This window comes from Geobacter sp. AOG2 (assembly GCF_019972295.1).
Classification (GTDB): domain Bacteria; phylum Desulfobacterota; class Desulfuromonadia; order Geobacterales; family Pseudopelobacteraceae; genus Oryzomonas.
In genome coordinates this window covers 3736093-3759359 of record NZ_BLJA01000001.1, presented here as the reverse complement: position 1 = coordinate 3759359, position 23267 = coordinate 3736093, and the positions used below count along the sequence as shown (strand labels likewise).

Sequence of the window (23267 nt, the reverse complement as noted above, 5' to 3'; positions counted from 1 at the left end):
CCATCTGCACAAAACCCCTTACAAGACCGGAATCAGCCCAATCTTTCTGCCTAATCATTTGTTTTGAGCCGATACCCCACGCCCGGCTCCGTAATAATGTATTTCGGCCTTGATGGGTCCAATTCCATCTTGTGGCGTAGATTGCTTATGTTTACCCGCAGCACATGGGGTTGTTCCAAATAGGCAATGCCCCATACCTTTTTGAGTATCTGGCCGTGGGTAAGCACCTTGCCGGCATGGGTGACCAAGAGCCGCAAGATATCGTACTCGGTCGGTGTGAGCGAGATCTCGTTGCCATACGCAGTTACCCTGCGGCTTGACAGGTCTACGGTGAGATCGCCGCAGGTAAACAGCGGTTCCGGCGTCTGTTGCAGCGTTCTTCTCAACGATGCGCGGACTCTGGCCTGCAACTCGTTGACGCCGAAGGGCTTTGATAGATAATCGTCGGCGCCGGCATCCAGAGCGGCCACCTTGTCATCCTCCCGCTCCCGGACCGACAATACGATTATCGGCACGTCAGACCACTCGCGAATGCGTTTGATCACCTCGATACCATCAAGATCGGGCAGGCCAAGGTCCAGCAGGATCACATCCGGTTTTGTCGTTGCCGCGGCGGCAAGACCGGAATGCCCATCTTCCGCCAAATGGATGGTGAATTCGTTTTCGAAAATAGTCTGGAGAAAACGACGAATCGGCAATTCATCTTCTATCACCAGGATGCGGAACTGCTTGTCTCCGTTCATCGTCTACCCTCTATCACTGATCATCTCCCCTGCCGGCAACAGTACTTCCACCCTCAAGCCACCCTCCGGCCTGTTCGAAACGGTGATTTTCCCGCCATGAGCCTCGATAATCCCTTTCGCTATGGAAAGTCCCAGGCCGGTGCCTCCGGTTTTCTCCGGGACCGTAACGCGATGGAACTTATCGAAGATGCGCTCTTCCTCGCCGCCGGGCACTCCGGGCCCGCTATCGCACACGCTGAGAATGACGGATGTGCCGTCCAACCGTGCCGATAGCAGGATATCGGCATCTTCGGGCGAATGCTTGATGGCATTGTCCAGCACATTCACCAACGCCTGGGTCAACAGGGCCAGGTCGGCGGAAACCAAAGGCAAATCCGGTTCCAATGAGGTCACAATGCGATGGTTGCCCAGGCGCTGTTCGACGCCGCCAACGGCACATCCGACAATTTCTTCCATTTCGCAGGCTGCGAGCCGGGGGGTGAGCACTCCCGCCTCAAGCCGGGTCATGTCGAGCAGGCTGCCGACAAAACGGTTGAGACGGCCCGCTTCTTCGGAAGCTGCCGCAAGCATGGCCCGACGCTCTTCTGTGCCGTATCTCTCGTCATTGTTCAACAACAGGTCGAGAACTCCGGAAATGGTCACTAACGGGGTGCGAAGATCGTGGGATATGGAGTTCAGAAGCGCCTGCTCCAAATGGTTTTTTTGACGAAGTATCCGTGCCTCCTCGGCTTGGTGCGACAGATATACCCGTTCAAGCGCCATTGCCGCCTGGCCGGAAAACGCCTCGACCAACTGAAGGTTCTCGGCCAGCGACGTCTCGCCCTCTTCAATTACCATTGCTCCGACGGTTTGTCTCCCGGTCTTGATCGGAACGAACAGAAACGAAGAATCGGAATAAGCCGCTGTCCCTTTTCCGGCACATCGGCCGCTTTTCATTACCCAGGCGGCAATCTCGACACTACTGTCATCAAGAGGAAGCGTCGTGGAGCTATCGACCGTCTGGAGTTCATTTTCATGATCGAGCACAACCGCCAGACGGGAGCCGAGATTGCGGCGGACCGCCTGTTGCAGGGCGCCAACGACAGCCGGCACGTCGGCGGCGGCCGACAGGTCGCGAGTAAGGTAATAGAGGCTGCTGGTCCGGGCTTCCTGCCGTTCGACCTGATCGACCTTGTCGCGTATCTGCGCGACAAGGGAACTGATGATGACGCCCACGACAAAAAGGGCGAAGAAGGTTATCAGATACTCCGGGTCCAAAACCCGAAGAGAGAAACGGGGCGGGACGAAAAGAAAGTCGAAAGCCAGCACCGACAGCACAGCACTCAGAATGGCCGGCCGTAGTCCGAGCCGTGCGGCCGTCAGCACCACGGCAAAAAGATACAGCATCACCATGTTGGCTGGTGCGATGGACGTTCTGACGGCCCCGCACAGCAATGTGGCCACCGCAACAAGGGCGACGGCACCAAGATAGCCGGGAAGTGCGCGAGAAATCTTCATGGAGGTAATCTTACCCTTGAACCGGGATGATGTCAGCAGCAGAATTATGTTCTCACCCTGATCGGCATGATCACGGTCGTCAGTCCGTCCCATTGGAGACGGCGCTGGATGGCAAAGGCCGTCTCGTTATGCAGCAGCCGGTGATAGAACTTTTCCAGTCTGAAGGTGATCTGGCCCGTGAAAACGGTTGACCGGGGAAACTCTTCCGCCGTCTCCTTGCACAGTTTAACCGCGCTCTCCACAACATCGGTAGCCAACGCGGTTCGATACTCGGCAGCCATGCCCAGTTTACGGGCCATGGCCACATATTTCTCCAGGCTGGCCCTCACCGACGACTCAAGCGCCTCAATCTCTTCGGCTCCTTTAAAAGAACCGGAATCGATCATGGCCACGGATATGAAGACGACATTTCGATAGGTATTGGGGAAGGTGGACATAATGGAAAAAAGCGTATGTACTCCGAAACCGCTATATTCCGAAACCAGTTGGATGGCCGTCGGAGCGTTTTTGTCAAGTGCCGGCGGCTCTCCATGTTGCGAGATTGGAACATCGAGCAGGGTATCGTCCAAATCCTTCATGCCTTGACGAACGCTCGCATAGTGTCCCTTGATCATGTAGCACAGCCCAATCACCACCGACGTAATGACCAGGGTGATCCATCCGCCCTCGGCAAATTTCTCAAAAGTCGTAATTACCAGGATGGTCACACAAAGTAAGAGCCCAACCAGATGGACCATAAGATGGCGAAGCCACCGGGGGTCTTCTTTCCTGCGCTGAATGAAAAATTTGGACATCCCGAGCTGCGAGAGAGAGAAGGTAATGAAGACATTGATGGAGTACATGACCACCAATGCCGAAACGGACCCTCCCGTATAGAACAACAGGGCAATGGCGGCGGTACCCAGCATAAGAATGCCGTTACGCATGGTCAGACGAACGGACAGTGCGGCGAAGCGGTGCGGGAACCATGAATCGATGGCCATGTTGGACATGACCCGCGGGCCGTCGACGAACCCCGCCTGGGCGGCCACCAACAGCAATGCCCCTTCGGAAAATATGGTAATAAATGAAATCCAGCTTCCCATCGGCCATGCGGCAAAGAGGGTATCCGCCAGAACGGCATTGAGGGTCTTTCCTTCCACAGGAGCGACCCCCAACAGGGAGTAACAAAGAAAAAGGACCCCGGCGGTAAAAGCAAGGGACGTCGCCATGTAGAGCATGGTGCGTTTACCGGTCTGCACTCTGGGTTCGCGCATAATCTGCAAGCCGTTCGAAACCGCCTCGATCCCCGTGTACGTACCGCCGCCCAGGGAATAGGCCCGTACAAAGAGCAACAGGATGCCGAACATGCCGATACTTGACAGGTCATGGTTCAAGCCGTGGCGTATGTCGCGCGCCAGGGGTGCAATTTTGTCGGTATGCGTCATGACCCCATCGAGCAGCATTACTATGTGCGTGCCGACGAAGACCATGAAGATCGGAGCCAGAACCGATATGGATTCCTTGACGCCGCGAATATTGAGAATTATCAGGATCACCGTAAGGATGCAGGCTACCGCCACCTTGTAATGATGGAAGCCCTGAGGAACGTAACTGAATACGGCATCGCAACAGGAGGCAATGGAAATAGTGATCGTCATTACATAATCGACCAGCAGGGCACTGCCTGAAACCACCCCGGCTTTCTCGCCGAGCATGTGGGTAGCGACAATATAGCCGCCGCCACCGTGCGGGAAATGCTCTATGATTCGCGAATAGGCATAGGAGATGATAAATACCGTCAGTGCGGTGGCCAGGCCGAGGAAAACCGCCAGGTAGGTATGCTCCCCAAGGGCGCGGAAAGCCTCTTCAGGACCGTAGGCCGATGACGATAACCCGTCTGCGCCAAGACCGACCCAGGCCAGAACGGGAATCAGCGCCATCTTGTGAAACAGGTGCGGGTCCTTCAGGTATTTGGGAGAGCCGAATATGGTTCGGAAGGCCTTGCCGAAAAACGATGCGGGTTTCTGTTTATCTTCAGTCATTGCGGGCTACCGATTTCTTCAGGCTGTCGATCGGCACCAACTTCCAGTTATGGTCCGTGCGGTCATAAACCGGTAAGTGTCCCTCGTGCGCCACGGGCGGGGCCAGGCTCGTGACCCCCTCCTCTTCGCCCACGTCGCCGGGGTCCCAGAAATCTTCACCTTCATACAAGCCGCTGTTGGTATCGAACAGATACACTTTCATAACCACCTCCATGATGCAACAATAGCCATTTGTGCATAAAGAAGGTGTCAAGATGGGGATGGAGGACATCAAGAAAACATCAAGAGGTATTTTTGGGCCGCATAGGCGCCGCGAGGGTCATGCCTGAAACTGTTACCTATGTGATATATTCGCGATAAATAAATACGAAACAAATAGAAGCACCTGCAAGTGAATCAGATACAAACAAAATGGTTTTTCAATAAAATCGGAGCGTTCAAGGGAAGCAATCCAATTATCGGTCGTTTAATCAGTTGGTATTCTTATTCACACAACATCCTACACAACCGCCTTCGCACATTACTGTTGTGCTTTCCTCTGTGTTCCTCTGTGTCTCCGTGTCTCTGTGGCGGATGTTGATGTATTTTTCTGCCTTCCCGGACCGGCATTTCCCGACCTATTCCCCCTGCACAACCTTGCCCATCTCCCCGCCCAGGGCCTGATAGAGCGTCATCAGGTTCTTGAGCCGGTTCAGGCGGTTCGCGGCCAGGGTCTTCTCGGCGCTGCGCCGGCTCTCCTGGGCATCCAGCCAGAGCTGCACCGCGGTATACCCGGCCCGGTAGCGAACCTCGGCCAACTGTTCGGACCGCTTCGCCAGGGCCAGCGCGTCCTCCAGTTGCTTCCCTTCCGCCTCGTACTGGGTGCGGCCCGTCAGGGCGTTCTCCACATCGCTCAGGGCGGCGTACAGGGTCTGCCGGAAATTCACCACCGCCACCTCGTAGTCCGCCTCCGAGATCTTCACGTTCAAGCGCATGGTGTTCCACTGTAAAAACGGCAGGGTCAAACCGGCGCCCAGGGCGGCGACCGGGTTTTGCAGCACGTTCGCCAGGCTGGTGCTGCTGCTGCCCAGGCTGCCGGTCAGGGTGAACGTGGGGTAGTAGTTTGCCCGGGTAGCATCCACGTTGGCCAGGTATTCCCGCAGGCGCAGTTCGGCGGCGTGCACATCGGGCCGTTGCCCCAGCAGGCTGGCCGGCAGGCCGGCCGCCACCTCGGGGAGCGGGCCGTCCGGCAAGGCCGTACGTTCCGGCACGCTCTTCTCCGGCGCCTGGTCGAAGAGGATCGCCAGGGCGTTGCGCGCCTCGGCCCGCTGGCGCACGAGCGAGGCCAGATCGGCCTTCTGGGTGGCCACGGTCTGCCGGGCCTGGACCAGGTCTATGCCGGAAACCGCCCCGGCCCGGTACTTCACCTCCACCAGTTCCAGGGTCTTTTCCGCATAGGCGATGCTCGCCTCGCTGGTGGCGATGAGCTGGTTCAGGTAGGCGACCTGCCAGTAATCCGCCGCCGTGGTGCCGATGAGCGACAGGGCCGTGCTCTGCCGGTCCACCTCCGTGGCCTGCGCCTCCCAGCGGCTGGAGTCCCGCGCGGCGGCAAGCCTGCCCCACAGGTCCACCTCGTAGCTCAGCGAGCCGGTGACGCTGTGGGTCTGGGTATCGGCATGGCGCTTCAGGTCGCGGCTGATGTTGCTGCTCCCCTCGACGCTCACGGTGGGGGTCAGGTTGGTGTCGGTCAACCGGGAGGAGAGCTGGGCGCGGCGGACCTTGATGGCGGCGGCGGCCAGATCGTTGTTGGTTTTAAGCGCCCGCTCGATCAGCTCGTTCAGGAGCGGGTCGCCAAACCCTTCCCACCATTTTTCCCGGCTCGCCACCGCCGTGCCGGTGGTGGTCTTCCCCTGCCACTGCTGCGGCAGGTCGACCCGCGGCGCGGTATAGTCGCTGCGGGGCAAAAGGCTGCACCCGCCGGTCGAAAGGGCGGCGGCGAGGAGCAGGCAGAGCGCCCGCCGTGGATTCTTGCGGTATCTGGTCATAATGATCTTACTCCCGTGCCAGCGCTTCGATGGGATCGAGCCGGGCGGCGTTGCGCGCCGGCAGGAACCCGAAGACGATCCCGATCAGGGATGAGCAGAAAAAAGCCGAAACGATGGATAGTATGGAAAACTTCATGGCAAAGCTTTTGACGAACATGGCGAAGACCACTCCCACGCCGTAGGAGAACACGATGCCGATGGAACCGCCGAGCAGGCAGACCAGCACCGATTCGATCAAAAATTGCTGCAGGATGTCGTCCTGGCGCGCCCCCACCGCCATGCGGATGCCGATTTCGTGGGTACGCTCCGTGACCGAGACCAGCATGATGTTCATCACCCCGATCCCCCCCACCACGAGCGAGATGACGGCAATGGCCGAGATCATCAGGGTGAGGGTGGCGGTGGTCTTCTTCACGGTCTTCAGGATGCTGTCGCTGCTGTTGGTATAGAAGTCCTTGACGCCGTGGCGCTGTTTGAGCAGCTTGATGATGCTCTGTTCGGCGATCTGGTTGGAGACCCCCTCCCGCACCCGGACCGTGATGGAGCTGAAATAGGTCTGCCCCAGAAGCCGGCTCATGGCGGCACTGTAGGGCATCCAGAGTTCCAGGTTCTGGTTGCTGCCGAAGGGGCTGTCCTTCTCCTTGGTCACGCCGATGACCTGGCAGGGGAGCGTGCCGATGAAGAGGATCTTGCCGATGGGGTCCTCCTTGGCGAAGAACTTCTTGCTGGTGTTCTGGTCGATCACCACCACCTGGGCCTGCCGCTTGACATCATCGGCGTCGAACGCCGCCCCTTTTTCAATCTCGTAACCGCGCACGCGGAAATACTGTTCACCCACACCCTTGATGGAGGCATTGGCCTTGATGTTGCGGTAGCGCACCAATTCGTTGTCGCTGGTGCCGGGCGTGGCGCTGTCCACGTAGACCTGGGACTTCAACGCCTCCATGTCGGACGGGACCAGGGTGTAGATGCTGCCCGCGTCCTCGTCCCCCCAGTCTTTACCGGGATAGACATCGATGACGTTGGTGCCCATGGAACTGATGTCGTTGATCACCTTCTGGCGCGCCCCCTGCCCCAGCGCCACCACCGAGACCACCGAGGTGATGCCGATGATGATGCCCAGCATGGTGAGGAGCGTCCGCATCCGGTGGGAGGCCATGGCGATGAGGGCCATCTTGAACGCCTCGGCGAACCGCCCCCAATGGGCCTGGAGCGGGTTGCCCTCCCCCTCCCCAAGGGGTTTTTCCGGCAATACGGCCTTGTCCTTGGCCACGGCGTTGGGGTTGGGCTGGTCCCGGATGATCTCGCCGTCGCTGATCTCGATGATGCGCTCTGCGTTACCCGCCACCTGCATGTCGTGGGTGACCAGGATGATGGTGTGCCCCCGGCCGTGCAGTTCCTGCAGGATGTTCATCATCTCCTGGCCGCTCTTGCTGTCCAGGGCGCCGGTCGGCTCGTCGGCCAGGATGACGTCGCCCCCGTTCATGAGCGCGCGGGCGATACTCACCCGCTGCTGCTGGCCGCCCGAAAGCTGGTTGGGGCGGTGGTCCTGGCGGTCTTCAAGACCGAGGCGGGCCAGCAGTTCCTGTGCCCTGGCCCGGCGCTGGGCCTTTTTCACCCCGGAATAGACCGCCGGGATCTCGGTGTTCTGGGTCGCGCTCAGGTGCGGCATCAGGTGGTAGCGCTGGAAGATGAAGCCGAAGTATTCCCGGCGCAGCCTGGCCAATTCGTCGCTGGACAGGGCTCCGGTTTCCTGGCCGTTGACCTTGTAGCTCCCCTCGCTGGGACGGTCCAGGCACCCCAGGATATTCATCAGGGTGGATTTTCCCGAGCCGGAAGCGCCGACGATGGCCACCATCTCGCCCGCATGGATGGTCAGGTTGATCCCCTTCAGCACCGGGATCTCCACCCCCCCGGTGACGAACCTGCGCCCCAGTTGGGAGAGTTCGAGTAATGGCGTGCCCATGGTCAGCGCCTCCCGCCCGGCGGTCCGCCGGGGTGCTGGGCGGTCGTCGCGGCCGCCGGCACGGAGGTGCTGTCCCCCACCACGACCTTGTCGCCCTCCTGCAAGCCCTCCAGCACCTGCACGTAGACACCGTTGCCGATGCCCGCGCGGACGGTGCGGGTCTCGGGCTTGTCGTTGCGCAGGACCCGCACCGTATAGCGGCCGTCCTTCAGCTTGTCGCCCAGGGCCGACGTGGGGATGGCCAGGGCATGTTTCGCCTCGTTCAGCACGATGGACACCTGGGCGGTCATGGAGACCCGCAGCTTGTTGTCCGGGTTGGGGACCTCGAACAGACCGTAGTAGTAGACCGCCGACGAACTGGTGCTGGTGCTGCTACTGGTGCTGCTGGTGCTGGTGCTGCTGGAGACCGGGCCCGGCTCTATGGCCCGCAATTTACTGTAGTAGCGGGTATCCGCATCCCCCAGCAGGGTGAAGTAGGTCGTCAGCCCCGGTTTGACCCGCATAACGTCGGCCTCCGAGATCTTCGCCTTCACGGTGATGGTATCCAGGGTGGCCAGGGTGATGATGGTGGTGGCGGTTTGGGTGGACACCACGGTCTGGCCCTCCTCCGTATCGATGGAGATGACGACCCCGTCGATGGGCGCGCTGATCTGGGTGTACCCCAGGTTGGCCTTGGCCGTATCCACGGCAATAACCGCCTTCTTTATCTGGGCATCCAGGGAGGCGATATCGTGGCGGGTACTGTCGAGTGCAGCCTGGGCGCTTTCCAGGTCCGCCTGGGAGGCGGCGTCCTTGGCCGCCATCTGGCGCTGGCGCTGCCAGGCCAGGGCATACTCCTTCAGGAGCGCCTGCTTGGAGAGTTTCTGGGCGCGCAGGTTCTCCACCTGGGCCTCCGCATCCTTGAGGGAGTTCAACTGGGTCACCGAGTCGATCTCGGCCAGCAGTTGCCCCTTTTTCACCTTGTCCCCCAGGGCCACGTGCAGCGTCTTCAACTGTCCGGACACCTGGGCGCCGACCGCGACCGTCTTGAAGGCCTTCAGGATGCCGCTGGCCAGGACGCTCTCCTCGATATCCATCCTGGCGGCGCTGGCGGTGACATACGTGACCTTCTCCTTGGTGAAGAAGAAGTGCTTGACCAGCCACCCCGCACCCAGGAGGACGAGGACGGCACCCAGCGAGACGATTTTTTGCTTACGCGATAGTTTTATCATTGGACCGATCCGTTTCTATGCCTGGCCGCGAACGGCTGCTATTCCGGCCAGGGAAAATGTCATCACATGATCTGCAAACGCCTCAAGATCTTCGATGGGAGCATGGCCGCCGTGCCTTTTGCTCCCGTCCCCCTGCTTGACCCTTTTCATCACCATGGGATTGATGCACATGCTGACGATGCTTATCTCGCAGAAATGCACCTGGGTATCGGAGGCCCGCGGCCCGAGCAGCTCGCGCACCAGGGACTCGGTCTTCTCCCGCAGGGGATTGAGTTCCGACCTCATGACCTCTGACAAGAGGCCGGTAGGGTTGGCAAGCTCCATCCGGGAGATGGCGAAGTCCTTGCACTTCTCGTCGGCAATTCGGGCCAGGAGCGCCCTGACCTGCCCGCGAAGCCGCTCTGCGGCCGGTGCGGCGGCACTCACCCCCCCGTCCGGCGGATGCGCTTTTATGGCCTCGGTAAAGGCATGCAGCCAAGCCTCCCGGTACAGCGCCTCCTTGCTGCCGAAGTAGTAATTCACCGCCGAGATGTTCGCCCCGGCCCGGTTGCAGATATCCGCAACAGTGGCATCGCGGTACCCCTTTGCGACAAACACCTCGCTTGCGGCGGCCAACAGCCTTTCCCGCGTTTTGATGGAATTCTTTTTTGTCATGGCTTTGCCCTGGACACATTTAAAATACATATTTTAAATATACATTTAAAACTGCTATTTTAAATTGTCAAGGGGATTCGTATTTTTTTCAGGATGGATGCCGCGTGTCTGAGAAGAGGGGTGAGAGCCCCCTTGGGGCCGGGAAGCGTTATCTGGCCGAGTCGAAGAGTGTTCCTCCGTCGTTGCCCGCCGGTGTGCGGGCGATTCACAGGGTACCGGGCATCGCCCCGAAGAGGGCGCCGCCCCCCCTGAAACGGTCCCGCGCGGCTAACCGGCCGCCAGGGCGGGTCGCGTCTTTTCTGCACAACAATCCTCGTCGAAAGGGATGGTGAAGTAACGCCAGGTGCCGATACGCAGGAACAGGAGCCTGAACGGTGTTTGCGGATCGTGCGCCGCCAGCAGTTTTTTCAGGTCCTTGAGGCTTCTGGTGGGACTTCCGTCCACCTCCGAAATGATATCGCCGCTCGCCACCCCGGCCAGGTCGGCCGCGCTCCCCCACCTGACCGCCGTGACGATGAGCCCGGCCGCCATTTCCATGCCGCTCCGCAGGGCGGAAACCTGGTCTATTTCAGTGACCGCCATACCCAGAACATCGCACTTCGTCGGTTTTTTACTCTGCGGACCTTTAATATAATCGCCAAATTGCATCGTTGCCTCCCCGATACCCACAGGTATCTCCTGCGCCCCTCCCCCGGGCGGACGGACCGCCCGCGGGAGGGGCGGCCATCCCCGCCGCAGCCCTATCCCCGCTCCTCATCGGAGCCGGGGCAGGGACCGCGCATTTCGTCACCGTCGCCGTACTCTCCCGCTCCCGGCCATCTCCCGCAACCGCACGGCGGCGGCGGTGGCGGCGGCATGAATCCGGCCTCCGGCCCGCGGAACCAAGGCCCCTGCCCGCGACGAAACGGCGGCGGAAACTTCTCGGCGGCAACCCGCTGTTCCGGGGTCAACAGAGCGCTCACCTGGCTCCGTACCCGCTCGCGGGCAACGATCAGCTCGACCTCGGCCTGGGCCTGTTTGGTGGCCAGAGCCCGGATTGCCGCCTCATCGAAGGTTGCGCCGCGGGCGGCATCGTGCAATTGCTTGCGGTATTCACCCAGTTTTTGCATGAGCGTCGCTGTTTTTTCCCGGTCCGCCGCAAAGACCGCCTTGATCTTCGTCTGCTGATCGCCGGTCAGCTTGAGCTGCCGCGTCATATGTGCAATTATCTCTTCGGGAGGCGGAGGAGGAGGCATCATGCCGATCGGCCCGTCCCCCTCTTCCCCCCTCATTCTTTGTCCGTGATCGTCTCCGCCCCCGGCCCAGACGCCGTTCACCCCGAGCGCCGTGGCTGCCAGCAGGGCACACATGATAATCTGCCGTTTCATAAGGATTCTCCTCCCGTAGATTAGTGCCAATTCTTGGCGGTTGTCATCGTTTACCGCGTGCCGGGCCCGCTATTTCTGAGGCCCGGGCGGCGGACCGTCGGGGGCGGCCACCAGGGTTCCGTCCTTGAACTTTTTACAGGTCGCCTTGATCGTATCGCCGCGAGGGGTGACGATCTCCACCGCGGCCCCCTCACTCTTGTCCTTGCAGATATCGAACGCCGCCTGGGGCGGCTTCCTTGGCTCACCGCCCCCCGATGTCCCCAGGCTGGCCCATACCGGGACCGGGGCCAGGGCACTCGCCACACCGAAGATCACCAACCGCTTCACATCGCGTATCCCCATCACATGCTCCTTTCTCCACTCCGCTTATTCCGGCAACACTTTTCCCGCGCTCGCCCGCAAAGGCGGCGGCCGTTTTTTCCCCACCGTTTCCGACAAGACACGTTAACAAGCCAGTATGGCCAAAATATGTAATAAATATGAAAAGAACCGGCACACAATCCTGATGGTGGTGCTCTGTCCGCTGTTTGTGATACTAATGGTAGCAGTCTTGTTTCAGGTCGGCCTGCACGGGTAATGGCAAGAAAGGAACAGAAGTTGATAAAGATACGCATCACCTACCGGTTGTTCCTGGTGATCCTGGCGGCCACGATCCTGACCGTGGTGAGCATGTTCTTCATCATGCAGTGGGGTCTCGAACGGGGCTTCCGGCATTATATGCACGAGGTGGAGCAGACCCAGTTCGCGCGGCTGGCGGTACGGCTGGAGGCGGGCTATGCCGCCCGGGGGAGCTGGGATTACCTGAAGAACGAGCCGGAACAATGGTTCCGGCTCATAATGGAAACGTTCCCGCAAGGACATCCCGCCCCCCCCGAGGGAGGGCCGCCGGAAGCCCGCCGGCCCGGAGACCGGGAACCGGGTCCGTTCCCCTTTGGGCACCCCCCCCGGGAGATCGGCAAACTGTTCCTCCTGCTCGACGGGAATAAACAGCCGATATTCGCTCCACCCGTCATCCCGGCCGATGTCCAGCTCAAGCAGCTCCAACACGACAAGAAGACCGTGGGATACCTGGGACTGATGGCCCACCGGCGGCTCCCCGATGACATCCAGAGCCGCTTTCTCAAGGACATACAATCGGTCCTCACCCTGATGGCGGGAACCCTCGTGCTGCTGGCGGCGGGGCTCGCCCTCCCCCTGGCGCGGCGCCTCGTCCGGCCGATCAAGGCCCTGGCCGCGGCCACCGACCGCCTTGCCGCCGGGGAATTCTCCACCAGGGTGCCGGTGACATCGGCGGATGAACTGGGCCATCTCGCCCGGGGCTTCAACTCCCTGGCCCTGACCCTGGAAAAGAACGAACAGACGCGACGGCAATGGGTGGCCGACATCTCCCACGAGTTGCGCACCCCCCTGGCCATCCTGCGGGGCGAGCTCGAAGCCATTCAGGACAGGATCCGGCCGGCAACCCCGGACGCCATCGATTCGCTCCACGGGGAAGTCATGCGTCTGGAGCACCTGGTGAACGACCTGTATCAGCTTTCCCTCTCCGACGTCGGCGCGCTGACCTATCGCAAGGTGGAAATGGAGCTGGAAACCCTGTTGTCATCGGTATTCGCCAGCTACCGCCCCCAGTTCGCCGCCCGGGGGATCGCCACCACAGCCGCCATACCCCAGGATGGAAAGGCCGTGGTGTTCGGCGATCCCGAACGGATGCACCAGCTTTTTGCCAATCTTTTCGACAATTCCTTGAAATATACCGATCCGGGCGGCACGATCGCCGTTCGCCTGGCCCGCCGCGCTGATCGCGTTACCATCGACGTCGAGGATTCGGCCCCCGGCGTACCGGATAGCGAGCTTGACAGGTTGTTCGAGCGCCTCTATCGCGTGGAGGCATCCCGCAACCGGGCGGCCGGGGGGGCGGGGCTCGGGCTGGCCATCTGCCGCAATATCGTCGAGGCCCACGCCGGTACCATCGACGCCCATCCCTCATCGCTGGGCGGCCTCTGGATAAGAATCGAATTACCGTTGACGGGGAGATGCTCATGAATGGAAAAATACTGATCGTCGAAGATGAAGAAAAACTGGCGGGACTATTGCTCGATTATCTGGAACAGAGCGGTTTCGAGGCCCACTGCTTGACCAACGGCATCCCGGTGGTCGCCTGGATCCGGGAGAACACGCCCAGCCTCATCCTGCTCGACCTCATGCTGCCGGGCCGCGACGGCCTGGAGATCTGCAAGGATATCCGGACCTTCTCCAACGTGCCGGTCATCATGGTCACCGCCCGCGTCGAGGAGATCGACCGCCTGCTCGGGCTCGAACTGGGGGCCGACGACTACATCTGCAAACCGTTCAGTCCGCGCGAGGTCGTAGCGCGGGTCAAGTCGGTCCTGCGCCGGGCCGGAAGCGAACAGACGATCCAGGCGGAGGGGCTCACCCTCGACGAATCGCGCTACCGGGCCACCCTCACGGGTCACGACCTGGACCTCACGGCGGTGGAGTTCAAACTGCTGCAGTTCCTGGCTACCAGTCCGGGACGCATTTACGGCCGGCAGCAGCTCATGGACCAGATCTATCGCGACCAACGCACCGTGTGCGACCGCACCATCGACAGTCACATCAAAAAGCTGCGCAAAAAGATCGCCGTGGCCGATCCCGACCGGGAACTGATCCATTCGGTGTATGGGGTCGGCTATAAATTCGAGATGCTGTAACGGCTTGCGCCTCCGGGAGGCGAAACAGGATCACGGGAAACGACAAACCCCACTGCGGCGCACGGCTGCGGTGGGGTTTGTGCATAAGCGGCAACTCTTGATCCTGAAAAAGCATGTGCCACGGAGGCACGGATAAGATCGCCACGGAATCTACAACCGTTTATCCCCTGCTTTTGATTTTCCTCCGGGCCTCCGTGACCTGGCTGCCTTTACGCTTGTTATGAGTCAAATCCCGGAGACGCCGCTCAATATGCCCAGTACGGCCCGGTCCCCAGGGTGGAGGTCTTGTTGTCGATCCCCACGTAGACGGTCCGCCCCAGGAAGAACGGCAATCCCCAGTCGAACCCGCCGCTCATTGGCCCTCCAAGCGCTGGGAACACCGCGTTGGACGTATTGAACATGGTGATCGCATTGCCGATGGTGAAGGCAACGGTGCCGGACGGCGAACCGGCGTACCCCGCGTTGACGGCGGTCAGGCTCTGGGTCGTGGAGGGGCAGAACCAATCGGAATAGCCGGGGACGGTGCAGGCCGGCAACAGGCTCGTGGACGGGAAAAACAGGCCGTTGGAACCGGTGTCCAGAAAACCGTAGTAGCTCGTACCGTTATAGGTCGTCAGGAATTCGGCATACTGGTCGGAGGGATAGGCCGTTACCGACGATGGGACGTTGTTGGTCTGGGTGCCGATCCCCAGGGTGAGCGAACCGGTGGCCGACGTCGCCCCTGCCGTGGCGACCGTGGGGAGCGTCACTATCACGCCGTTGTTGTCCACCGGCAGGGCCGCGACCGGGTTGATGACCTGGCTGGCAAGGGGAGCGACGCTGGCGACCGTGCTCGTCCCCGAGACACTGTAGTACTGCCTGTTATCGGCATAGTCGCGGCAATCCGTGCCGCAATCCTCTGCGAACAACCCCACCCCCAGGATGCCGTTGAACCCTGCCGCGCTGGGGCTTGCGTCGGCGCTGCTGCAGGTCGCCGGGAGCGTGCCGAAGCCGGAGTTGATCACCTGGATCGGCATCTGCACGGCGTCTTCTCCTCCCAGGACCACATCCGCCGTCATCACCGGACCCCACAACTGCGACCCATCCCCGAACTGCACGCATTCGGCCAGCGACCCGCCGCCGTCGCTGGCAACCTGGGTGAGGGTCACGCCGGTCAGGGCGGTATTGAAGATGCGCAACCCGTAACTGCCGGTATCCAGCAGGATATCGTTGACGGTCTGGCAGGTCGAGGTGCCGGGGCTGCAGATCGTCACGCTGACGCACGGCTTGTTGGGATAGGAACTGGAGGTGCTGCTGGAGCAGAGCGAGCCGTTGACGGTGACGGTAAGCACATTGCTCGCCGTGGTGGTGGTCGTCGTATCGGTACCGCCGGTCGAGGTAGTGCTGGTGGTGCTGCTCGTCCCGCCCCCGGAACCGCAGGCGGAGACGAGTGTCATGACGAGGAAGGCAAAAAACAGGTTACTTGATCTCATCGATGGTTACCCCCGAAGGAATCAAGGCCGGGCTATAGGCCCTCCCCTGCAGATTCCGCATATGGCCCCACTTCTCCACCACGACCTGGTCCGACTGCACCTCTTGCCGCCTGAGCCCCCGCTTGCGCGCGGTTTTCCGCAAAGCGGCCTGATATTCGCCGGCATAGGAGCCGAGAAGGGTGGTGAGGTCCGGATTGACCCGGCCGTTCCAGGCAACGGCGAACACCACGCCGGCCGACGACACGTACTCCCGCACCGTGGTCGAATCGGACTGGTACTCCTGGACCGTGTAGGCGCTGCGGGTCGTGGTGGCGCGGTGCACCGCCGCAAGGGCCGTGCGATCGGCGGTGACCGAAGCGGCGGTTCCGCCGAGGGCGGCCTCCCCGTGCCGGGCGAGGATGAATACGCCCGCGAGGATGCCGAGACAGACTAACCGGACATGGATGCTATCTTTCATAAGGGCCGCCTTTGCAATGTTGCCGCGATAGGGAAATACCGACCGTACTCAACGAACAATTGTATTCTATCAAAATTACACTGTTAAAAATAGAGGATAAAGATGGAAGAACTATGCAGGCATTATGAAAAAGCGGGCGATGCGGCGGCAAATCGCGCTCGAAAATTCCTTTTTTCTTTCACGATATATCCACAGTTCGCGTGTACACATAGGACACTGCCATGAGCAAAAGACGCCGGAGCCGGTTTTCGAGAGGGGCGCGGGACGGTTGCCCCACTCTCCGGGAAAGGAGGTAAAAGAGGCTGATTATATGGAAATTCTCGCGTAGCGCGTGAATGCCCACACGGCGCAAACCACCCCTGACCGCGGAACCAGGCGGTTCCGGCCGGTCGCATCCCACCAGAAGGAGGTCACAAATGTCAATTTCCGGTATTTCTTCCAGCAGCTACAACCCCTTTGTCAAGATCAAGCAGGACTTTCAGGACATCGGCGCCGCCCTGCAATCGGGCAGCCTGACCGCCGCCCAATCGGCGTTCGCCACGCTGCAATCGGACACATCCACGCAAGCGGGCGATACCGACAACCCCATGAGCCAGGACATCCAGAGCCTCGGCACGGCGCTCCAATCCGGCGACCTGACCGATGCCCAGGACGTGCTGGCCAAGATCCAGCAACACATGAAGGGTCACGGGGATTTTGCCAAACAGCAGATGGACCTGGCATCGTCACTCTCCACGGACTCGACGGACTCGACGGACTCCACCGACTCGGCGGATTCGACGAACTCTTCGGACACCAATCCCCTGGCGCAGGACTTCGCGGCCCTGAGCGCGGCGCTCGCCTCGGGCAGCCTGTCCGATGCCCAGACGGCGTTCGCCACGCTCCAGAAGGATGTCGCCGCGCAGAGCGGCGGCCAGGGCAACGACCCGTTCAGCCAGGATATCGCAAGCCTGGGCAGCGCCCTTCAATCCGGCAGCCTGACCGATGCCCGGCAGATCTTCTCCCAGATCGAGGACAAACTTTCCTCTCCGCCGCCGAAACCGCCTGAAGAAACCGCATCCTCCGCATCTTCATCATCCGCGAGCGCCACCCGGGACACCGTCGCCCAAACGCTCCAGGCCCTGCTGGACGCCCTGAACAGCGCCTCGTCGTCCACCTCCTCGACGTCGTCGTCCACGTCAACGGATACGGGCAGCGACAGTTCCGTCACCAACCTGCAAACCCTGCTCAGCTCGGCGCTGAAGAACTACATGCAACTCAGTTCCAACAGCTATGCCCATAATGCGGAAAACAACGCACAGATAGCATCGGCAACCGTCTAGGGAACCGACGGCCTGTTCCGCCACGCGACGGCAGACCGCCATCAACCGGCTGGCCCTCATCGAGGAAGCCTGAAACAAATGCCGACCGACCGAGGCATTTGCACCCCTGAACGAACAATGGCGGACAGTGAACAGACGGGAACCGTGAAGGGACATGGGGCCGGATCGAATGATCCGGCCCCATGTCGTTACCGGTCCGCGGTGAAGTTCTTGTAGAGCGGGGACTGGCGGTACTTGTCGAAAAAAACGGGAAGCAGCTTGAAGTGCCGCCCGACCATCTCTATCTCGTTCTGATCCTTCATCTTCCTCAACACCCTGGTCACCGTCTCGCGGGTGATCTGGACGCGGTCGGCAATGCTCTGCTGCGAGAAGACGGAATTGATGATCACGCCGTGACTGTCCTGCGTCCCCAGGGTCGTGCTGTAATGGGCCAGGGTTGCCCTGATCTTCGACTCCGCATCGTTTATCCCGATGATATTATGGAAGAGCCAACTCTCCCGCAGGCGTCGGCAGAGCACGGCGACAACCTGGAGCAGCGCCTTGTTGTTGTCCAGAAACAACTCGTCGAACGCCTCCTTGGAAATCAACAGAACCCTGCTCGGTTCCATGGCGATCACCGTGGCGAAATCGGTCCTGCCGTCCAGCAGCCCCATGTCGCCGAAGTAATCGCCGCGGTGGCGGAACGCCATTACCCGTTCCTCCCCGCCGGCCGTGATCTCCACAACCCGGACCCGCCCCTTGAGGATGATGTACATCCGCCTGGCAGGGTCATCGGCATGGATGATGATCTCGTCCTTGTGGTAGCTGTAGATGGCGGCTTTCTCCAGCAACGACGCGATCTCCTCATGGGAGAAGCAGGAAAACAGCGGGACATCCCTAACGATCTTGGTCGCCAACTCCGGGTCAAACGTTCTTCGGATCATCGCACGCTCCTTGCCCTGCACCGCTTCCTCTGTAATGCCATACATGGCATACTAAATAGAGTATATCAAATTTTTTTCCATTGGCTTGAACGGCATGCGGTCGCCCGGACCGTATGCGCCCCTCAAGTAGAACGCCTCCCTGGTTGAAATCCGGTGTATAATGAATATATGCAGTTCATGCAGTACGACAGATTTCGGGCAAGGAGGCCTGATCATGGAAGATTTCAAACGCATACTCGTTGTCAGCAGGATGACCATGTACTGCCGGGAAGCCGTCCATTACGGCATTTCGCTGGCACGCAAATACAATGCGGAGCTTTCCATCCTGCACGTTGTCCATAATCCTTTCGGGATCGAAGGATGGAATTTGCCCATCGTCTCCCTTGAGGCGGAATACCAAAAACTCTTCGAAGAGGCGAAAGCGGACCTGGACCGGATCATTCGGGAGGAAAAGGCCAAAGGATTTCCGATCCGGGAACTGATCAAGAGCGGAGACCCGACCGAAGAGGTCCTGAAGACGGTCAAGGACGAAAAGATCGATCTCCTCATCCTGTTGGCGCATGAGGAGGGGCGGATCGAACATTTTCTGTTCGGCCGCAGCAATGAAGAATTGATCCGCAGGATGCCCTGTTCGATCATGCTCGTGAAGAAGGAGCCCAAAGCGATACACTGGTAGGCCGATGGCGGGCGGAGGGGATCTGACGGACGGCGGACGCATGGCCGCCGGCAAGGAGAGCCGGAACGGCAACGATGCGGAGTAATGTGCACTCATTTCCACACACATGCTTTTCTCCCTGCAATAGCCCCAAAAGCGCTCTCGCACGAATATTTCCCTCCGAGGCCCGATCCGCACTTTCCCTCATTGAAAAAATAGCCGATAAATCGTATACTACCGGCCCTAATGAGAGAAGGTCGCCCCTGCCTTCCGAAGAGATACGGCGAGGATAGCGAATATGCCCCACACCGCCCTGGTAGTCGATGACGAACAATCGATACAAAAAATGCTCTCGCTCCTGCTGGCCAAGGCGGGGGACCTTGCCGTCGATTGCGCCTCAAGCATCTCCGAGGCCGAGCGTTTTCTGGCCGATAAGAGATACGATCTGATCATAGCCGACATCTTTCTCGGCAACGGCACCGGCATCGACCTGCTACGCCGCATCAGGGAGTACGACACGAAGGCCCAGGTGGTCCTGATCACCGGACGCCCCGAGGCGGACTCGGCCGCGGAGGCGCTCAGACTGGGGGCGAGCGATTATCTCGCCAAACCCTTCACCCCGCAGCAGATCATCGCCGTCGTCCAGCGCGCCATGCGCACGAAACGCCTGATGGAGGAGAACGAACGCCAACAGGCGAACCTGAACGCCATCTTTCACAGCGCCTCGGACGGCATCATCCTGGTGGACCGCGACAACCGCCTGGCCCAGATCAATGAAGCGGCCCTGCGGTCCTGCCGTTACGGCACGGAGCACCTGGGCGCCTCCCTTCCGGACATCGAATCGGGCTGCACCGGCACATGCGGAAAGGTTCTGGCCGATGTGCTGCGCGACGGCGTCCAGCGCACGATCCGCCGCCTCGAATGCCGGAAGACGGACGGGACAAAACGGATCATCAGCCTCAGCGTTTCTCCCGTGGTCGACGGCGAGGGCGCCATCAACGGGGCCGTGGCCATTCTGCGCGACGAGACGGACCTGGTCTTCCTGGAAAAACAGGTGCACCGGAGAAGCGGCTTTGGCGGCATTGTCGGCGGCAATAACGCCATGCAACGGATGTACACCCTGATCGAGATGCTGGCCGACGTGCAGACCACGGTCCTCGTAAACGGCGAAAGCGGCACCGGCAAAGAGCTGGTGGCGGCGGCGCTGCACCATCAGGGCGTCCGGCGCGACAAGCCGTTCGTGAAGGTCAACTGTTCGGCGCTGGCGGAGCACCTCCTGGAGAGCGAACTGTTCGGCCATGTGCGCGGCGCGTTTACCGGCGCGGTATCCGCCAAGATCGGCCGCTTTCAGAAGGCGAACGGGGGGACGATCTTTCTCGACGAGATCGGCGACATCTCCCTGGCCATGCAGATGAGGCTGTTGCGCGTATTGCAGGAGCAGGAGTTCGAACCGGTCGGCGACTCCACGCCCATCAAGGTCGATGTGCGGGTCGTCGCGGCAACCAACCAGGACCTGGTCGAAAAGGTCCGGCTCGGCACCTTCCGCCACGACCTCTACTACCGCCTGAACGTGGTGCGCCTCGTGATCCCCCCCCTGCGCGACCGCAGGGACGATATCCCGCTTCTGGTGGACTATTTTCTGGAAAAATTCCGCAACAAGTTCGGGAAGGACCTGGGTGCCGTGTCCCACGAGGTCATGACGCTGTTCATGCGCCACCCCTGGCCGGGAAACGTGCGCGAACTGGAGCACGTCCTCGAACATGCCGCGATCCTCTGCCCCACCACGGTCATTGCGGTGGAAGACCTGCCGCAGGACTTCTGCGCCTCCTTTCAGCAGCAGCCGGCGGGCGGCACACCGCCACCCCCTTCGACCATGGAGGATGCCCTTGCCATGGCGGACGGCAACAAGGCCAAGGCCGCCCGCCTGTTGGGCGTCAGCCGCAGCACGCTCTACCGGATGCTTCACGAAGACCCCGCCTCCGACGACACCCCCTGACCGGCGCCGCCCGGTGACCGGGTCTGCGCACACTTCTGTAGCAGGCGACTGACACACATTGTGTGCCATGATACGAATGCGACAGTCCCCATCGGCTTTTCGTCAGCCGTCCCCATTCGCTATTCCCCCTGATTTTAATGAAATTTTTATCCCCCCCCACCCCCCCGCACGAGTCTGGCACACAACGTGGAATAGATACTATCGTGGCCATGACCAGACACAATATGAATCACTAAAAGGGGGATAGCACAATGGCTTTTCTGTTCGGAAACCGCAATGACATGAAAAAAGTTATGGTGTGCCTGTCGGAGTTCGCCAAGGGTAATTTCGATGCGCCGATAGAGCAGTTCCCCGGCAAGAGAGCGATCATCAATGAAACCGTCGAGACGTTACGCCACAACTTGAAAGCCCTCGTTTCCGACGCCGCCATGCTCTCCAAAGCCGCCGTGGAAGGCAAGCTGGCGACCCGTGCGGATGTTTCCGGGCACCAGGGGGATTTCCAAAAGATCGTCTCCGGCGTCAACGATACCCTGGACGCCGTCGTCGGCCCGCTGAACGTGGCGGCGGAATATGTGGACCGGATCGGCAAGGGGGACATTCCGCCCCTGATAACCGACACCTACAGCGGCGACTTCAACGAGATCAAGGTCAACCTCAACCAGTGCATCAACGGCTTGCAGGGATTGGTGGAAGCAAATCAGGTCCTGCAGCGAATCGCCGTAAACGACTACAGCCTGAGCGTAGAAGGTTCCTACCAGGGCATCTTCGCGGAGGTCGCCAAGGCGACCGATGCCGTCAAGGAGCGTGTCGTCAGCGCACGAAACGTTTGCCAGCACATCGCCATAGGGCAATACAAAGAGGACCTGAACGCCCTTAAAAAAATCGGCAAGCGCTCCGACAACGACACCTTGATACCGGCGCTTGTCACCATGATGGAAGCTATTGAAGCGCTGGTGGATGACACCACCATGCTCTCCAAGGCTGCTGTCGGCGGCAAGCTGGCCACCCGCGCCGATGTATCCAAACACCACGGCGACTTCCAGGGCATCGTCTCCGGCATTAACGATACCCTGGATGCCGTCGTCGGCCCGCTGAACGTGGCGGCGGAATATGTGGACCGGATCGGCAAGGGGGACATCCCGCCCCTGATAACCGACACCTACAGCGGCGACTTCAACGAGGTCAAAGTCAACCTCAACCAATGCATCAACGGGCTGCAGGGGCTGGTGGAATCCAAGGAGGTTCTCAAGGCCATGGCCTTGAACGATTACACCCGAAAAGTGGAGGCGTCCTGTCTCGGCATCTTTGCGGACATAGCCCAGGACACCAATGAGGTTCGGGATCGCCTGCTGAACCTCCAGAGGATTGCCACCAATATCTCGAAAGGGGATCTGAGCGATTACGAGGTGTTGGCGAAGATCGAGAAACGATGTGAAAACGACCATCTGATGCCGTCATTGATCTCGATGGAACACGCCATCAAATCTCTCGTGGATGATGCGATCATGCTCTCCGGGGCCGCCGTGGAAGGCAGGCTCGCCACCAGGGCCGACGCCTCCAGACATCACGGGGATTTCCAGAAGATCGTGTCCAGCGTCAACGAGACCCTGGACGCGGTTATCGGCCCGCTGAACGTGGCCGCCGAATACGTGGACCGCATCTCGAAAGGCGACATTCCGCCGGCGATCACGGACAACTACAACGGCGATTTCAACGAGATCAAGATCAACCTCAACATCCTCATCGACGCCACCAACAAGATCACCGCGGCGGCCAAGGAGGTGGCGGGCGGCAACCTCATGGTGGAGTTGAAGGAGCGTTCGTCCGAAGACCAACTGATGCACGCCCTCTCCGACATGGTGGCCAAGCTGGTGGAGGTGGTGAACAACGTGAAGGCCGCCGCCGACAACGTGACGGCAGGCAGCCGCGAGATGAGCGCCAGTTCCGAGGAGATGTCCCAGGGCGCGACGGAGCAGGCGGCCGCGGCCGAGGAGGCGTCCTCCAGCATGGAACAGATGACCGCCAATATCCGCCAGAGCGCCGACAACGCCTCCCAGACCGAGAAGATCGCCATCAAGAGTTCCGAAGACGCCAAGGAGGGCGGCAAGGCGGTGGCCGAGACCGTTTCCGCCATGAAGGAGATCGCCGGCAAGATCTCCATCATCGAGGAGATCGCCCGCCAGACCAACCTGTTGGCCCTGAACGCCGCCATCGAGGCGGCCCGGGCCGGGGAGCACGGCAAAGG

20 protein-coding genes are annotated in these 23267 nt (G+C 60.4%); 6 read left to right on the top strand and 14 right to left on the bottom strand.

Going from position 1 to position 23267, the window contains the following annotated elements:
- Positions 1-50 precede the first annotated feature (50 nt).
- From LDN12_RS17085 to LDN12_RS17035, 11 genes are all read right to left on the bottom strand, one after another.
- Positions 51-743, bottom strand: a complete 693-nt coding sequence (locus tag LDN12_RS17085) for a response regulator (protein WP_223923853.1) — start codon at positions 741-743, stop codon at positions 51-53.
- A gap of 3 nt (positions 744-746) precedes the next feature.
- Positions 747-2240 carry a DUF4118 domain-containing protein gene (locus LDN12_RS17080; RefSeq protein ID WP_223923852.1) on the bottom strand — a complete coding sequence of 498 codons (1494 nt, stop codon included), beginning with the start codon at positions 2238-2240 and terminating at the stop codon, positions 747-749.
- Between the two features lie 44 nt (positions 2241-2284).
- Positions 2285-4264, bottom strand: a complete 1980-nt coding sequence (locus LDN12_RS17075) for an APC family permease (RefSeq protein WP_223923851.1) — start codon at positions 4262-4264, stop codon at positions 2285-2287.
- Complete coding sequence (locus LDN12_RS17070; RefSeq protein WP_223923850.1) at positions 4257-4466, bottom strand: hypothetical protein; 210 nt, start codon at positions 4464-4466, stop codon at positions 4257-4259. Before LDN12_RS17070 ends, LDN12_RS17075 begins: the two co-directional genes overlap by 8 nt.
- A 415-nt stretch (positions 4467-4881) precedes the next feature.
- Positions 4882-6288, bottom strand: a complete 1407-nt coding sequence (locus LDN12_RS17065) for an efflux transporter outer membrane subunit (protein ID WP_223923849.1) — start codon at positions 6286-6288, stop codon at positions 4882-4884.
- Positions 6289-6295: 7 nt separating this feature from the next.
- Entirely contained in the window at positions 6296-8254 is a 1959-nt protein-coding gene (locus tag LDN12_RS17060; RefSeq protein ID WP_223923848.1) for a MacB family efflux pump subunit, read from the bottom strand.
- A 2-nt stretch (positions 8255-8256) separates the two neighbouring features.
- The gene (macA, locus tag LDN12_RS17055) at positions 8257-9465 is read right to left on the bottom strand and encodes a macrolide transporter subunit MacA (RefSeq protein WP_223923847.1); all 1209 of its coding nucleotides are present in this window, start codon (positions 9463-9465) and stop codon (positions 8257-8259) included.
- 15 nt (positions 9466-9480) lie between these two features.
- Positions 9481-10119 (bottom strand): CerR family C-terminal domain-containing protein, encoded by a 639-nt coding sequence (locus LDN12_RS17050; protein ID WP_223923846.1) that lies wholly within the window; start codon positions 10117-10119, stop codon positions 9481-9483.
- Positions 10120-10386: 267 nt separating this feature from the next.
- Entirely contained in the window at positions 10387-10767 is a 381-nt protein-coding gene (locus LDN12_RS17045; protein ID WP_223923845.1) for a PDZ domain-containing protein, read from the bottom strand.
- Positions 10768-10859: 92 nt separating this feature from the next.
- Entirely contained in the window at positions 10860-11486 is a 627-nt protein-coding gene (locus tag LDN12_RS17040; RefSeq protein WP_223923844.1) for a Spy/CpxP family protein refolding chaperone, read from the bottom strand.
- 69 nt (positions 11487-11555) lie between these two features.
- Positions 11556-11828, bottom strand: coding sequence for a hypothetical protein (locus tag LDN12_RS17035; RefSeq protein ID WP_223923843.1), 273 nt, complete (start codon positions 11826-11828; stop codon positions 11556-11558).
- 234 nt (positions 11829-12062) lie between these two features.
- On the opposite strand from LDN12_RS17035, the gene LDN12_RS17030 reads away from it, so the two are divergent.
- Together LDN12_RS17030 and LDN12_RS17025 are read left to right on the top strand one after the other, a co-directional pair.
- Positions 12063-13529, top strand: a complete 1467-nt coding sequence (locus tag LDN12_RS17030; RefSeq protein ID WP_223923842.1) for an ATP-binding protein — start codon at positions 12063-12065, stop codon at positions 13527-13529.
- Positions 13526-14197, top strand: coding sequence for a response regulator (locus LDN12_RS17025; RefSeq protein ID WP_223923841.1), 672 nt, complete (start codon positions 13526-13528; stop codon positions 14195-14197). Before LDN12_RS17030 ends, LDN12_RS17025 begins: the two co-directional genes overlap by 4 nt.
- A 245-nt stretch (positions 14198-14442) precedes the next feature.
- On the opposite strand, the gene LDN12_RS17020 is transcribed toward LDN12_RS17025, so the two are convergent.
- Complete coding sequence (locus tag LDN12_RS17020) at positions 14443-15669, bottom strand: DUF3443 domain-containing protein (protein ID WP_223923840.1); 1227 nt, start codon at positions 15667-15669, stop codon at positions 14443-14445.
- Positions 15656-16126: a DUF2844 domain-containing protein gene (locus LDN12_RS17015; RefSeq protein WP_223923839.1), complete on the bottom strand. Its 471-nt coding sequence runs from the start codon at positions 16124-16126 to the stop codon at positions 15656-15658. Before LDN12_RS17015 ends, LDN12_RS17020 begins: the two co-directional genes overlap by 14 nt.
- Before the next feature lie 416 nt (positions 16127-16542).
- On the opposite strand from LDN12_RS17015, the gene LDN12_RS17010 reads away from it, so the two are divergent.
- Positions 16543-17448 carry a hypothetical protein gene (locus tag LDN12_RS17010; protein WP_223923838.1) on the top strand — a complete coding sequence of 302 codons (906 nt, stop codon included), beginning with the start codon at positions 16543-16545 and terminating at the stop codon, positions 17446-17448.
- A gap of 188 nt (positions 17449-17636) precedes the next feature.
- Here LDN12_RS17010 and LDN12_RS17005 read toward each other — a convergent pair whose 3' ends face one another.
- Complete coding sequence (locus LDN12_RS17005; protein ID WP_223923837.1) at positions 17637-18371, bottom strand: Crp/Fnr family transcriptional regulator; 735 nt, start codon at positions 18369-18371, stop codon at positions 17637-17639.
- Between the two features lie 214 nt (positions 18372-18585).
- Here LDN12_RS17005 and LDN12_RS17000 point away from each other — a divergent pair, with 214 nt between their 5' ends.
- From LDN12_RS17000 to LDN12_RS16990, 3 genes are all read left to right on the top strand, one after another.
- The gene (locus LDN12_RS17000; RefSeq protein ID WP_223923836.1) at positions 18586-19047 is read left to right on the top strand and encodes a universal stress protein; all 462 of its coding nucleotides are present in this window, start codon (positions 18586-18588) and stop codon (positions 19045-19047) included.
- A 277-nt stretch (positions 19048-19324) separates the two neighbouring features.
- Positions 19325-21022 (top strand): sigma-54-dependent Fis family transcriptional regulator, encoded by a 1698-nt coding sequence (locus LDN12_RS16995; RefSeq protein WP_223923835.1) that lies wholly within the window; start codon positions 19325-19327, stop codon positions 21020-21022.
- Between the two features lie 251 nt (positions 21023-21273).
- The coding region (locus LDN12_RS16990) for a methyl-accepting chemotaxis protein (protein WP_223923834.1) at positions 21274-23267 on the top strand (1994 nt) is incomplete at its 3' end.